This window comes from Seonamhaeicola sediminis (genome assembly GCF_004358095.2).
GTDB lineage: Bacteria > Bacteroidota > Bacteroidia > Flavobacteriales > Flavobacteriaceae > Seonamhaeicola > Seonamhaeicola sediminis.
The window spans coordinates 523812-538908 of sequence record NZ_SMZJ02000001.1; the positions used below are offsets into that span (position 1 = coordinate 523812).

The 15097-nt window shown below is 36.7% G+C and carries 9 protein-coding genes; all 9 read right to left on the reverse strand.

The window, feature by feature from the left end; translation table 11 throughout:
• Positions 1 to 1785, reverse strand: coding sequence for a metallophosphoesterase (locus tag E1J38_RS01920; protein ID WP_255449757.1), 1785 nt, complete (start codon positions 1783 to 1785; stop codon positions 1 to 3).
• 7 nt (positions 1786 to 1792) lie between these two features.
• A complete protein-coding gene (locus E1J38_RS01925) occupies positions 1793 to 4744 on the reverse strand; it encodes a glycosyl hydrolase 115 family protein (RefSeq protein ID WP_133354433.1) in 2952 nt (983 codons plus the stop codon).
• On the reverse strand, positions 4737 to 5801 hold the full coding sequence (locus E1J38_RS01930; protein ID WP_133354432.1) for a phosphatidylinositol-specific phospholipase C1-like protein: 1065 nt from the start codon (positions 5799 to 5801) through the stop codon (positions 4737 to 4739). The genes E1J38_RS01925 and E1J38_RS01930 overlap by 8 nt, the downstream gene beginning before the upstream one ends.
• A 2-nt stretch (positions 5802 to 5803) precedes the next feature.
• On the reverse strand, positions 5804 to 7243 hold the full coding sequence (locus E1J38_RS01935; protein ID WP_133354431.1) for a glycoside hydrolase family 125 protein: 1440 nt from the start codon (positions 7241 to 7243) through the stop codon (positions 5804 to 5806).
• A 43-nt stretch (positions 7244 to 7286) separates the two neighbouring features.
• Entirely contained in the window at positions 7287 to 9584 is a 2298-nt protein-coding gene (locus tag E1J38_RS01940) for a GH92 family glycosyl hydrolase (RefSeq protein WP_133354429.1), read from the reverse strand.
• A gap of 4 nt (positions 9585 to 9588) precedes the next feature.
• Positions 9589 to 11217 carry a glycoside hydrolase family 28 protein gene (locus E1J38_RS01945; RefSeq protein ID WP_133354428.1) on the reverse strand — a complete coding sequence of 543 codons (1629 nt, stop codon included), beginning with the start codon at positions 11215 to 11217 and terminating at the stop codon, positions 9589 to 9591.
• Between the two features lie 3 nt (positions 11218 to 11220).
• Positions 11221 to 13305 (reverse strand): GH92 family glycosyl hydrolase, encoded by a 2085-nt coding sequence (locus E1J38_RS01950; protein WP_186525799.1) that lies wholly within the window; start codon positions 13303 to 13305, stop codon positions 11221 to 11223.
• 114 nt (positions 13306 to 13419) lie between these two features.
• Positions 13420 to 14358 carry a RagB/SusD family nutrient uptake outer membrane protein gene (locus E1J38_RS01955; protein ID WP_133354424.1) on the reverse strand — a complete coding sequence of 313 codons (939 nt, stop codon included), beginning with the start codon at positions 14356 to 14358 and terminating at the stop codon, positions 13420 to 13422.
• 12 nt (positions 14359 to 14370) lie between these two features.
• Positions 14371 to 15078 (reverse strand): RagB/SusD family nutrient uptake outer membrane protein, encoded by a 708-nt coding sequence (locus tag E1J38_RS01960; RefSeq protein ID WP_133354422.1) that lies wholly within the window; start codon positions 15076 to 15078, stop codon positions 14371 to 14373.
• Between the last annotated feature and the right edge of the window lie 19 nt (positions 15079 to 15097).

A 15097-nucleotide genomic window follows, 5' to 3' on the forward strand; every position in this document is an offset into this window, starting at 1 on the left:
TTATTTAGACATCAGTTGATTGGTATCTAAATGTATCACAAAATTATCAGATGGTGCTCCGTTTAAAAACTTTTTAAAGATTATACAGAATTGTAAGAAGTCATTTTCTATTTCTGATGGCTCACTAATCTCTTTAAAATGAACCAAGTAGGCTTCTATAATGCTTTTATAGTTTTCAATTTTTTTTGCTCCAATATCTTGAAATGCCAACGTATCTGCAGAACGCAAGCGATACAAATCGAATAACATATCAAAACCTGTCCAGTCCTCAAATCCTTCTAAAGAGTTTTTGTCAATTGGAACAAATTCTGAAACACTATTCTTGGTTAAACTCAGTAAAAATTTGGTAAACGGAATATCCCAATCGTTTTGCAAAAACCTATCATTAATTAGACCTTTCAAATGGCTTTGTGTAAAATCTCTATAGCTTTTAGCATCTAAAATTGTTGAATCCCATAACGTACTAGCATCTTTACTTTTTAAATGGGCGTACTCTTGTTGATATAATGGAAAAAGTTCCTTAAATCTGGGCACATTGTCTATCACTACAGTCTCAATCTCAACTTCATCTGCGGAGAACCTTGCAACTTTATAAGCAGGAATATATGCCGATAGTGAAGGAACTTGCACATTTACCAAACTACCTGATTCAAAAGTAGCGACACCTGTATCATTAATATGCATGTGCCCTCCAAAATGTACTTTTACACCGGTTTCAATAAATGCTTTGGCTACTGCTTCTTCTGGTACACGATGCAATTGCATTTTATTTTCTCTTAGTAACATTCGTATGTTTTCTGAAGCACCATCGTTAAATTCTACGGTTGGAAAATGGCTAAACACGATTAATTTTTTATTCAACGTTTTTGCACGTTGTGTCACGCTTTTTATCCATGCTATCAGATGTGACTTATGCGATAATACATTATTATAGCCAATACTTGCACTGTTATAGTTATTGGCATCCTTAGGTACATACGCATTAGCATCAATAGCTAAAAACCATAGTCCCTCTGTCGGTTCTACCAAATAACTCACATCGGGAATTTGGCTTCCAAAGGGTGGGATTTTGTAATTTCTATTTGATAATTCAGCTTGTTTTAGAGCTTCATCAAATTGATAATTATCGTAATCATAATCTGTAAATGGTGTCTCCCAATACACATCATTTTGTTTTGGATAGAAACCGAAATCTTTTAATTCATTTAAGATGTCTTCGTAACCTAATTTTGCAATATCTTTTGTATAAATAGGTGCTAACGCGTTGGAGTCTTTCGCTTTGTATATCTCTTCTGAACTAAATATGGGTTGCCGTTTTCCGCCTTCGCCTATAAAATCATGCTTGCCCGCTTCTTGGTAAAATGGACGCACCGGGTCGTGATTACCCGTAGTTAAAATAAACTTAATATTATGTTCTTCCGAATACTTTTTTAAAATCCGTTTTAAGCCCTTGATATTCACCATTTGCCCATCATCACTAAAATCTCCAGGCAATACCACGTATTTAATATTTTTGGATACTATATCGTCTAAAGCCGACAAAAAAGCGAAGTAGTTTTCATTGAACAACCGTGTAGATTGTAACTGAGACTGCATGGTTCTGGATAGTGTATAGGTATTCGTTTCAGGGTTTAAAACACCCTTATAATCACTATCAGAAAAACTACCGTAGATATCTTGCAAATGCACATCTGCCATAAAAGCTACTTTATAGCTTTTATCATCCCTTTCTTTTTTACAAGAAAGACACACCAATAGTATTAATATGATGATACTTCTGTGCAATATTTTGCTATTTTAGTTTAGTTTCAGATGGAAAGGCATACGAGGTTTTCCAACCGCCTAAATCAATTAAAATCTGGTCTAACATCACTCCGGGGTCTACCATCCAAATCTTTAATTTATGCTTTCCAGCTGTGTTTACTATTTGCTTAGCGGATTTTACCGATGCATTTTTTAATACATTTTGCTTCCAAGTTTGACTTCGTCCAAAAGTCTGAAAATCAACTATTACAGGTTCTGCATCATCTATAGCTACTGCACAACGCACACCCGTATCATTATTAAAAGCATGAGTAGGCACAGCCTGTAAAAACACATCTACCTCTCCAAAATTAAAGGTATAAAAATCATATTCTAAAATAGGACTATTTTGCTTTATGCCTTCAATAGTGGTTTCAGAAGTTGCGCTTCGCGGAAGTGCCACACTTACATTTCCTGAGTAGCCTAGACCAGAGAAGGTGGTCCATTTGGCTTTCTTTCCGTCTGTTTTTCTAGTGAAATTTTCAGCATTTATAGATACAAAACCTTTGTCTTCAACAAAACCTTTATAATTTTCTAAATCTTCAAACTTTGGATTGAAGACCGAAACACCAAGCGTTGTAGTTTTGTTTTTGGTTACTACATCTATAGCCGAATTCACTTTGTAACTTGGCGGTATTAATTGATAATCGTGTCCTAACGGAGCTTCCTTTTTATTTTCGCCCTGCGGTACTTTATCCCAGTCTATGGTAACCCAAATACGCTCTTCTAATTGGTTTTCATCTAATTTCCCCGAGGTTTTAGAAAGTATAATCCAATCGTCTTTTGGTTGTAATTCCCACTCCAATTCGCCTTGTCCATTTAAAAACACATCCATGTAATATGTATTCTCAGTGTAAGCATTAAACACAGGAAAAACATCGGCATAAGAATTTATAATCTCATCATTTACCTCCATTTGATAGCTCTCGATGGCTATCCCCAAGGTATTTGATTTTTCGGTTAAAGGAATAGACGCCGTTGGCTCTGAAAACACGGGCAAGTGCCTAGGCGACATGCTCATGATATGCTTCCATTTTCCATTTTGAAGCGTGTTATTAAAATAATCGGTTTCCTTTTGAATGGTTTTGTAAGCCTCTAAAGATTTCGTTGCAAAATCCTTGGCACTCTCTCGCCCTTGTGATGCTACAAAAGCATTTTTATAACTGTACAACCATTTTAAATTTAGGTTCGAGGCACCCGAAATTGGATAATAAACGAGTTGATAAAAGGCATCTGCCCTATGGCTGGGAATATTTTTTTGAATAGCCTTCACACGAGTAATTAAATCTTGATACGTTTTGATACGCTTGCTAACCTCATCGCCATAATGGTATTGCGTCAACTCGGTGTTGCCCGGTTTGGTAACAGGCTCCACACTACTCCACGCCATAAACTCAGGTCGCCTTTGAAACGCCAATTGATTGTATTGATACATCAAATCGGTAATAGCCTCTGCATTGTTTTTTCCAAATTCTCTGGCGCTCCAATCCTTTTGATGTGCTCTAACGGCATTGTCATTTTTAAAGCCATCAATATCCCAAGCCATGTCCAAAAACAGCTCGATATTATATTCATGTGGCTTAATATCGCCACAATTCAAAATCCAAATATTTTGAGACCCAAACTCGTATGCTTTGGTCATTTCTTCCCACATTAAAACAGGATTCGTCGAGTTTAACCATAAATAATCATGTGGCCTACCCCAGTAGGACGTGTGATAATAAACGCCTGCTCCTCCGCTTCGTTTTTGCTCTTCAGCATTACTTAATTGCCGAATATACCCGTAGTTATCGTCGGTCCAAACCAAACTTACATCTTCCGGTAAATCCAATCCGCTTTGGTAGTAATGCAACACCTCTTTATATGGCACAAAAGCCTGTGGTTTTGTAATGCCTTTTTTAGAATTTGCTTTTAAAATCTCGCGTTGGTCGGTTATAACCTGTTCTAAAAGTTTTACTTGCGAATCGGTATCATCTTCTCCAACAATCATTGGGGAGTCGTGTTCCCCACGCATACCAACGGTATAAATACCTTCAAAATTTGCGGTTTCTTTAGCACGTTTTTTGAATAAGGATTTTATCGATTCTGAATTGGTATCGTATCGATAATCGCCCATAGTAGCATGATTCCATTCTGCATTGATATTGCACAACATAGGCTCTGCATGCGATGTACCGATAACAATAGCGTAATTATCGGCTACTATTTTATTTTGTGGATAGTGGTAAAATGCCTTGGTACATTTGTGCATGGCGGGCCAAACAGTATTAGCTCGTAGGCGCAACAATAGTTCAAATACTTTGGCATAGGTTTTTGGGCCTATATCTCCCGTTTCTGGTTCGTAATTGAGTGCCGACCACCGTTGCAAGCCCCAATCTTCGTCATTTAAAAATATGCCTCGGTATTTTACTGATGGTGTTCCGTAGGTTTTGTTTTCAACATTAAGCACAATACTTTCTTGCTTTTCTGGAGTAACATCTGCCCACCATTCCCACGGGGAAACGCCAATCCTTCTAGAAATTTCTAAAAGTCCGTAAGCCGTTCCTCTTCGGTCTGAACCAATAATGACTAATGCTTTTTTTATGCCTTTTGAAGGATTTTCAATGACCTGAATCGTGTAGGTTTCCCATTTTCCTCTAATTTGAGAGATATCAATAGCGTGTTTGTTAATGAGTTGATTGATAACTTTACTGTTCCCCAATGTTCCTACTATAATTTGACATGAGGCTTTCTTTTGATGTTTCACAACCGTTTTCCCTGAAACTTTTTGGATATCGCTCGCCAAAATATCTGAAGCAATATCGACGACTTTGGCATCCCTTTTATCTATGATAATAGAGGCTACTTCTCCATTTTGAACTATTGGAAATTGAATACTATTTTGCCCCCAAAGAGAAGAACAAATTATTAGAAATATGAATCTTATATAGCGTTTATTCATTTTTGATGTCTTTAAAACGTTCGTAAGTACCGTCCTCAAATTTTACTTCAAAAGTAGATTTGAACAATCTTGAAGGTTGATAATAATCGGTTGAAATAACTTGTGCTCCAGAAGCTTTTGCTTTTTCAAATTTGGTGGAATCATTTGTTCTGGCTTCTTTAGTTCCTGCATCGGCACGTGTACGAACCATATAGCCTTTTGCCACCAACTGCTTGATATATTCAAAATCGGCAATAGGATTGTTTACAATTCTAAACGCCGATTCTGGATTTCCTTCTTTACTATTTACAAAAAATACGCGATTTTTTAAAGTAGAATCACCATTCATGTATAGGCTATTTTTATGAGCCTTTTCATCTAAAACAAACAGAAATTTCCCTTTACATTCTTCTAATTCTGGCCAACCTTGTTTTAAAACGGCTTCTTCTAAAGTATCATGGTTTCCTCTTACATCATCGGGTCGTATTAAATCCTCTGTTGTAAATACTGAAAATATTTCAGCATCTAATTCTTGATAGGCTTTCGCTGAAAAGGGAATTGGTTTGGTTAAGTCTGGTATTACCTTGTCTTTCGTATTCATTAAAATTATGATGGGCAGATGTGCAGGATTGTTATCCGACCATTTCTTCATCGCTTTTAACGCCTCTTTGAATAACAAATGATGACTTCGAAAATCGATATCTTGGATATGAAATAGTTTAAACCCCGGTTGTTTTAATTGTTTTGCTTCGTCATAAGGCATTGGCGTTTCTCCCGATTGTTTTACAATGTCTAAGCCTTTCGGATTTGAAAAATGACTGCCTTTGGGGTCGTAAAACACATCTAGCTCTAAATTACGTATGCCAAGATTTAACTGTGCTTCTATGGAAATATGCTCGTATTCCAATGACTTCGCTTTACTGGAATCTTTTAAAGCGATGTAGTTTAAAAGTGGTTGTTCAATCGCTATTTTATAGGAATTGTGGCTCCCTATAACCTGAATATCATTTAGCTTTATGCGTTGCTCTTTTGAACACCCAAAACTTAGAAGCACAACAAGTAGAACAAAGTGCTTCATATTTAAATGGATTTAAGTAGGTCTGGCTTTTCGTTGTATAATTTCAAAATTAACTCGCCAAAAAGGGTGTTTGCCCAAGCAAACCAAGAGCGCGAAAATTTGGACGCATCATCTTTATGGAAAGTTTCGTGCATAAACCCCTTGCCATCATGCGTGTTCATGAGTTGTTTTACACACCACACAATTTCAGAATCGCTATCGCTGGTCATGGCTCGTAATATAATCCCCATAGGCCAAATGGTATCTAATCCTGCGTGCGGACCGCCTTGTCCTTCGCCTGCTTTTCCTTTAAAATAGTATGGGTTGTCGTCACTTAACAGATAAGCTCTTGTATTTTTATACGCCTCTAAATCATAATACTGCTCGCTCATTAAATACTTCATGGCGATTAAAGATGGAATGTTTGGGTCGTCTATAAATGCTTTGTTACCAAAACCGTCCACTTCAAAGGCATATACTTTACCATAGTTTAAGTGTTCCGAAATGGCATATTTGTTTACAGCGCTTAACACTTCGTCTGAAAAGGATTGACATCCTTCTGAAAACACTTTATCGCAAAGAACATCATTATAAATCTTGCTTAACTGTGCTAGAGACTCCACCGCAAATAAATTAGATGGAATCAAAAATGGGTACATCGTGCCATCATCTGATGGTCTAAACGCAGAACAAATGAGACCCACGGGTTTTATTGGCCTGCCTTTTCCACTAAAGGGAGCTGTAACGTTTTTATTCCTTCTAACACGCTCAAAATAATAGGGTGTTTCTCCATTTTTACGTTGCTCTGTTCTTAGCGTTTTTACTACGAGTCTCATGGCTTTATCCCAATCTGAATCAAAAACCGATGTGTCGCCAGTTTCCTTATAATATCCATAAGATAAACGAATAGCGTAGCATAACGAATCTATTTCCCATTTACGCTCATGCACTCCTGGTATTGGCGTTGGACGGTCATCCTTCCATTTGGTTTCTCTGGTCAGGTCTTTATAAAATGCGTTGGCATAGGGGTCTAACAAAATGCATTTGGTTTGCCTGTTGATTAAACCTTTAAATAGCTTTTTTAATGCTTTATCTTGATTTACCAAAGGCAAATAAGGCCATACTTGGGCTGTAGAATCCCTGAGCCACATGGCGTCAATATCGCCAGTAATAACAAAGGTATCTGTTTTGTTATTCATGACTTCGAAATCTACCGTGGTATCTAAAGTGTTTGGAAAACAGTTTTCAAAAAGCCACGACAATTCTGGGTTTTTTATGCCCTTTTTTACCGTTTTAATGGTATTTTCAACGGCTTGACTTATAAAGGTTCTATCGGCTAATGGTGGTCTATTAGATGTATAAGATGATATACTTGAAGCCATCGTAAATGCCGAGCAACTTAGTGTCGCAACTCCCGTTGTACCAATAATTGTTTGCTTTATAAATTTTCGTCGTGTGGTCATAAAAATGATATTTACCTAAACCTTTTTCAATCTGCATGACAGACTACTTTGTCCCAGTCATTTCAAGTTTTAGCACCCCGCCGTTAGTTAAGGATTTATGAGACACATTAAATTTAGGCAAATCCTCGTTATTAAAAGAGGCCTCTTTTATGAAAACATTAGAACTGCTATTGTCTACAGATTGAATCTCCAAAGTCTTCCCTGAATAATATTCTGGATGTAATTGGATGGTTACCTTATCAAAAATAGGACTTCCTATTTGATACTCCGGATTTTCCTCTGTACCTCCATTCACTTGAAACAGCCCAATTTTTATTAAAACGGCTAAACTTCCCATGAGGCCTTGGTCTTCATCGCCATTGTATCCTGTGGATGGGGCTAAACCACCAAAAACCTTAGAAGCTACTTGCCTAGACCAATAGTGGGTTAAATCTGGTCTTCCTAATTTATTGAAAATAAAAGCTGTTTGAATGGAAGGCTGATTTCCATAATTTATGGGGATTTTACGATATTCTGGATGTAATTCTGAAGCATGCGATGTTCCCGAGGTAAAGTTTAATTGTTCCGCTTGTTCAAATTGTGTATTCAATTTATTGACAGCTTTGTCCTTGCCTCCCATGAGTTCAGCTAGTCCATCGTAATCATGAGGTACAAACCAAGTAGATTGCGCGCCATTGGATTCTATAAACCCTTCTTCGTAGGTATACGGACTATAGTCTACCTGCATTTTACCATCCACATTTTTGGCTTGCATCCAGCCCTCATCATTTAAAAGCTTTCCATAATTTTTTGAACGTTTTAGGAAGTATTCATAATCTTCCGTTTTATTCAGCTTCAATGCCAATTGGGCCAATACCCAATCTTGATAGGCATACTCTAAAGTTAAACCTGCACCATCTTGATGTCCGCCAAACTTCCCTTTAGGGTTAGGATGTGGCACAAAGCCTTTTTCCATATAGAAATCCAGTCCGCCACCAATATTGGTTTTATGCTCATAACCCGCTTTTTCCATAATACCTCCTTCTACATGGTTTTTCTTCAAAGCGTTATATATAGCTTCTATATTTTCCTTCAAAATACCTTTTTGAATCGCGCTGACAAAAAACGGTGTGGCTGGGGTACCTGTCATAACGTAGGTATAATTTCCACCTGATGGTCCTCTGGGAACCAAGCCTCCATCTTTATAATATTGAAGAAAAGACATGGCAAATTCCTCATAAATATCTGGGTAAGCTAGTCCCCAGAGTGTATTTAGTGTCCATTGCGCTCCCCAAAGTGCATCAGAATTGTAATGATTAAATTTTGGTTTTCCTGAAGCATCTAATGGCAATTGTCCAATCTTAAATTTACCTCCAGTATTATCCGGATACGCACCATTGACATCATTAATAATGCGTCTGCCCTGAAGTGCATGCCATAAATCTGTATAAAAACGTCTTTGTTGTTTCTCGGTATTACCTTCAACCTTTATTCTACTCAATAACGAATTCCAATGGTCTTTAGAATCTTTAACTACCGCTTCAAAATCCCAGTGCGGTAACTCTGTTTTAAGATTCAAGTTTGCATTTTCTTCTGAAGTGTACGAGATAGCCACCTTCATAAGTAAGGGATTTTCCAAATCCTTAAAATGCATCAAGTAATTGCCTGTTGCTTCATCTTTTTGTAATTCGGTTACTGGAATATCGAGACTTACTCTAAAGAATACCTTAAATTCTTGAGGCCTTCTGTGGGTTGGTGTTGCCACTACTGAACCCGCAAATTCCGTATCACTAATTTGGCGTAATTCGCCTTGGGCATTATCTGATGGCCCAAGTATGGTATTCAAATTAAATAGAACGGCATTTTTGGTGTTTTCTGGAAAGGTATACTTATGAAAACCCACTCTTGTGGTACTGGTAAGCTCTGTTTTAATATCATAACGTTGTAGTTTCAAGCTATGATAACCAGGTGTTACCGTCTCATTATCATGACTGAATTTTGAATAAAAATCCTTAAAAACGGTTTTAGTATTCGCATCAGAAAGTGTTACCGGCATAACCGACACACCCGATATTTGCCAACCATGTATATGGCTAAAGCCTTTAATGGTATCGGTTTTATAACGATAACCACTGCCCCAAGCACCGTCTATTTCGTTATCTGGACTTAGGTTTACCATGCCAAATGGGCGACATGCTGATGAAAAGAAAAACCATCTGGAATTCTCTGTATCTAAATGCGGATATACCAAACTCGCGTAATCCATTGCTTTTTTGGTTTTATCAACAGTTGTTTTATCTTCATTTTTACATGAAAACAGTATACTTAAAACGGTTATTGTTACTATTAAATATTTTCTCATGCAGTTACTTGATTACTAGAATATTTTCCTTTATAGCATCACTATGTGTAAAATTCTCTTTTCCCTCAAAAACGAATTGTTTGTGGATAGTTTCTGGAACTGTGACGCTTTCTAAATGTACACCATCAACACCATGGAACACAAAAGCTGGTCTAAAATCGTGATGTTCTAACTTTAAATTTACGTTTTTATATGTAATGTTGTTTGCATGTTTTACATAAAATCCCCAAGCTGGCAACTCGCCAAACATTGAAAATTCCGGATAATCTTTTATTTTCTCGGGCACTTGTTCCAATCTGCTTAATGGCACATAAGCCATCCCTTTTGATGCTCTTCCTGGATATGTAATTTCTACATTTTCAATGGTTACGTTTTCAATGTTGTGTCCAGGAATACCAACAATGGAAGATGGAAAAGGATTGTGGAAGAAGTCTACTTCAGGTCCTCGTAAATCGTAATCTATGTCGGGCCTTCCAAAAGGCACCTCAACTTTGATATCTTTAATGTGAATATTTTTTACTACTCCCGGTGCATCTCCGCCTCTATGCCCTAATCTTATAAAGATGGCATTGCCTGTATTTTTCGCTATGATATTGGAAACGTTGATGTTTTCAATAACACCACCATCTACACTTTCAATAGCTATGGCTGAACGGAACGTATCAAATACTTCTATACTATCGATGGTTACGTTTTTAAATCCGCCGTAAGAAGCTGTTCCAAATTTTAATGCGCTAGCGCTACTTCTTATTTTACAATTCGCTATGTAAATGCTATCGTTGTAATACGCCGGGAAGTATGATTTTAGGCAGATACCGTCATCGGCTGAATTTACATCACAATTTGTGATTTGTACATTTTTGCAATCGGTAATGTCCATACCGTCGTTATTCCAATAGGCTCTATTGATAATTTTTAAATTATCCAGTTTTAATTTTTCACATAATTCGAAAGACAATCCCCAGCATGCCCCATTTTGAAGATGTAGGTCTAAAATATCTACATTTTTACACATCGAAAATCTGAGCAACTTAGGTCTAGCTGTTTCGTTGGGGCGCATACGCCTGTAGTTATATTTTGGGTCTTTGCGTTCTCCTGAATGATGTAAGCTGTCAATATTTAAAGCCAATGCTCTACCTTGACCGTCTATTTTTCCTTGGCCATATATCTTAAAATTGTTGGCCTTATAAGCCACCAAAAATGCCATATTGGAATAGTCATCACGCTTGGGAGATTCTGGACGTTCTGGCATTGGCACATCTGAATAATGATAGGGGTTTGTACTTCCCAACAATATAGCATCTTCTTTTAAATAAAGACTTACGTTAGATTTCATTACCAAACCTCCTGAAAGATATTGCCCTTTAGGAAATACCAAGGTGCCCCCATTTTCCTTATGAACCTTATCTATTAATTGTTGTAATGCTATGGTGTTTAGGGTTGTGCTATTACCAACTATACCATAATCTGTAACCAGATATTCTGTATCGTTGGTTTTTTTTATATAGTTCTTATTTATTTCAATTTGAGAGACATTTACAGCTGTTTTTGGTGTTTCGTTACACGACCAAAAAAATAAGGTCAGTAACAACACGTATAAAACAGAACTATTAAATTTTGTCTTGTATATCATTTTCTAATTTTGTTTTCCCCAAAGTGTATTGGGCATGTCTGTTAATTCAAATTGTAAAACGCCTCCTTTAGAAATTAAATTAAAGTCTATAATACTTGAATTTATTTCCTCTCCATTCCATGTAACTTTTTGAATGTAAATTGTATTTGGTGTTCTGCCATTGGTTATAATTTCCAATGGTTTGTCTTTTGTTTTTATGGTTATCTTATCAAATTGTGGTACTGTTAATGCTAACTGCGTACTTCCCGGAAACACAGGGTAAAGCCCCATAGTGGACCAAACATACCATGAAGACATGGTGCCTGCATCATCATCCATTTCTTTGATATAGCCATTTGGTGTTGCTGTAAATATTTTTTTTACTATTGGTGCTTCAAACTTTTCGTGGGTACCGTACCAGTTATTAGTTACTTTGTTGAGTAATTTGTCTACCAACTGTTGTGTTTTCCAAGGCGAATTGGTATAGTTATACAAATAAGGCACTTGGATATCTGGTTGATTACCAATGTTAAACAGTTCGTTATCAAAGAAATACTCTAATTGATTTTCAAATTCGTCTTTGCCTCCCATCATGGTTTGAATGCCTTGTATATCAAAAGGCACAAACCACCGATATTGCCACAGGGTACCTTCATATAAACCATCACCATGCATGATATCTGAATTTTCATCCATATTCATGAATTTATTCTCCCATGTTGTTTTATACTCAAATGCGCGTGCTCTGTAAAATTCTGCATCTACATTCTCTCCTAAAGCTTTAGAAATTTCTGAAAGCGCCCATAAATCATAACTAGATTCTAATACATTATCTGGAGATTTAAATGGTAGATGTTCAGCTTCTACTTTCATTTCTTTATAAATATCCGATAATGGAAATGGTAATAGTCCTTTTTTATAAGCATCCAAAACCACTGCAATTGTATGTTCCGTTCTTATCGACAAAAAAGGCTCCGTGTCTGTTACCCAATCTACTTTTCCTTGTTTGTACAAGGCTTTCAATGACAATAACATGTCTCTATACTTGACTGGATATAACAGTGACAGTAATGGCAGTTTGGTTCTAAACGTATCCCAAACAGACCATCCGTGATAATACGGGGTTTCTGATTGGTACTGCTTTCCATCACTTCCTCTAAATTCACCTCCTTCATCATTAATTATAAAAGGCGACTGCGTAGCATGATATAAATGTGTGTAAAACAATGTTTTTAATGAGTCATTTTCAGTTTCAACATCAACTGCGCTTAACAAATTATTCCATGCTTTGGAAGCTTGAGATTTGACTTGAGAAAAGCTCAAATTTTTCGATGCTTTTAAGTTTTGAATAGCACTACTTACATCTACTACTGATAATGCACACCTCAACAATACATTTTGATTTTCCTTAGTAGAAAAACTAACAATCAATTTAGACTCCTTTTCTTTTATTTCTTCAGGCTCTTGACTAAATGCGATCGCATAGTAAAACGTGTATTTCCCTTTTTTGCAAATATTCACACTGGTAACTTTTCCACTAATAATGCCATTTCCTATCTGATGTTCTTCTGTTACATGTTCAACAAAAGAGCTAGCTAAATCAATTGTAAATCCAGCCTTCTCTGATTTTGGAAATGTATACTGATGAAAGCTCACTTGCTGTGTCGCTGTAAGTTGCGTTTCTACGCCATTATTTAGCATAACCTTGTAATATCCCGCTTGAGCTTGTTCACTTTCTTTTGAAAACCTTATACGGTTTGGAATTGAGTCACCCTCTGAAATCACAAAAGGTAGTACTCGTAAATTACCACCAACACCCCTACAGCCTACACCTGAAAATCTCGTGTTTGAAAAACCGATAATTTCTTTGGCCATGTATTCGTACCCAGAATGTCCCACAGGACGTGTATCTGGACCTGGTTTTACCATTCCAAATGGTATGGATGCAGACACATCTGTTTGCCCATGATCATCTGCTGTACAAATAAATGGATTGACGAAGTCTTCTATACTTTGATTTGATACAGCTACAGTAATACCAGCTTGCTTTTGACATGAGAAAACAATCAAAAAAACAAAAGCAATTATAATTGGGGTGTATCTACGCATAATGAAGTTAAAAATAAAGGCAGACATGTAAAAGTATCTGCCTTTATAAAACTAAACTAACTCAAATAGAAAAAAAATACTTCTACTTACTTTTATAAATCCATTACTACCTTTTTAGTAGTTTGGATTTTGCTGTATTGAACCCTCGGATAATGCTACCTCATTATCAGGTATTGGTCTTACCAAATGTGTATTAGCATTAAAAGCTCCATGATCTACAATATGAGGGTTATGAATGTTTATACGTTCTTCTAATTTTCCAGTTCTTTTCAAAACAGCCCATCTATCTTCTTCACCTGCCAGTTCAATAGCTCTCTCATCAAGAATGGTATCGATATTTACAGTAGTGTAATGATTTGCTACACCTGTAGCACGTTCTCTAACTCTATTCAAATGACTTAAGGCAGCACTTGTATTACCTGCTCCAAGATGAGCCTCGGCAGCTATCAAATGCGTTGCTGCAATTCTAAATATGAATGCATCTCTAGAACCCCCATTCTCTGCGTCAATACCCACATCATCAAACTTTTTGAATATTGGAAAATTAGTCCTAAGCACGTTAGATGAATACTGGTAAATTACACCAGGAATATTATCTGGTAACCCAAACAAGTACTGATCTGGTTGGTACACCCAGTACCTTTGTAATTTATCCGCTAATTCTGCAGGGGCTAGTGGTGTTTTAGGGTAATAAACTATGGTATCTCCAGGAATTACATTGTCAGAACCTTCAGGCGAAGTGAATGTAGCAGCCTCGTCGGCATATAATACTCTATGCAACGTTGCTTCATCTCTTGTATCATTAGCCGCCAACAAATCAAAGAAACGCGGTGTTGGCATTAAACCTGTATTGTTGGCTCCGTAAGGATTACCTCTTCCAATACCTACATAATCATTCACAGGGTTCATAAAAATACCGTGTTTAGAATTATTTCTATCATCAAAATTACCACCAGGGCCATATTGTACAGCAAAAAGAACCTCAGGGTTTACCTGATTTCCATAATCAAAGACTTGAGCATAGGTTTGACTTCTAATATCATAAGACCCTATGGCTTGTTCTGCTTAATTTGCAGCGGTTGTAAAATCTGAAGCGCTACCAAAAGACTTATAAGCTCTAGTTAAATAGACATCGGCCAATAAATGTTGCGCTGCACGTTTTGATATTCTGCCTGTTTGAGGGCTATCTAACAAGTTTGGAATAGCAGCTTCTAAGTCAGTGATAATTTGGTCAAAAGTTTCTTGCTCGCTAGAACGCACATAATCTGTACGAATAGAATTGGTTTCATTCAGTTCTAAAACAATACCTCCAAAGTGTTTAGCTAAATTATAAAACCCTAAGGCTCTTAAAGCTTTAGCCTGAGCAATACCATAATCACGATCTGCTAATTTAGCATCACTCCAACTAATTTGATTTTCATAACGATTAATAACAGTATTGGCCTCAGAAGTTAAAGCATAATTAGCTCCCCAATAACCTGCTGAAGCACCCTCACTTGCAGTTAATCCGAAATAATCATTTAGTGGTGAATTACTTCTTACATCATCCTGAGAAGTAAACATATCTGTTCCAGCAAACGTAATTCCATAATTCTTGTAAACACCCCTTAAGTGGCTATAAACTGAGACTACTAACGCATCAGCATTATCCTCATTAATTGAGTTTTCCACTACCAAACCGCCGTAAAACTCTTCTTCAATATAACTGTCACACGCCGCAGTTACAAACGCTAGAGCAATTATAATATATTTTATTTTAAAAATTGATTTCATCTTCTTAACAATTTAAAAT

Excerpts from the sequence above, each read along its gene's own strand:
- E1J38_RS01925 (WP_133354433.1), bottom strand. The coding sequence starts at position 4,744 with ATGAATAAACGCTATATAAGATTCATATTTCTAATAATTTGTTCTTCT.
- E1J38_RS01930 (WP_133354432.1), bottom strand. The coding sequence starts at position 5,801 with ATGAAGCACTTTGTTCTACTTGTTGTGCTTCTAAGTTTTGGGTGTTCA.
- E1J38_RS01935 (WP_133354431.1), bottom strand. The coding sequence starts at position 7,243 with ATGACCACACGACGAAAATTTATAAAGCAAACAATTATTGGTACAACG.
- E1J38_RS01940 (WP_133354429.1), bottom strand. The coding sequence starts at position 9,584 with ATGAGAAAATATTTAATAGTAACAATAACCGTTTTAAGTATACTGTTT.
- E1J38_RS01945 (WP_133354428.1), bottom strand. The coding sequence starts at position 11,217 with ATGATATACAAGACAAAATTTAATAGTTCTGTTTTATACGTGTTGTTA.
- E1J38_RS01950 (WP_186525799.1), bottom strand. The coding sequence starts at position 13,305 with ATGCGTAGATACACCCCAATTATAATTGCTTTTGTTTTTTTGATTGTT.
- E1J38_RS01960 (WP_133354422.1), bottom strand. The coding sequence starts at position 15,078 with ATGAAATCAATTTTTAAAATAAAATATATTATAATTGCTCTAGCGTTT.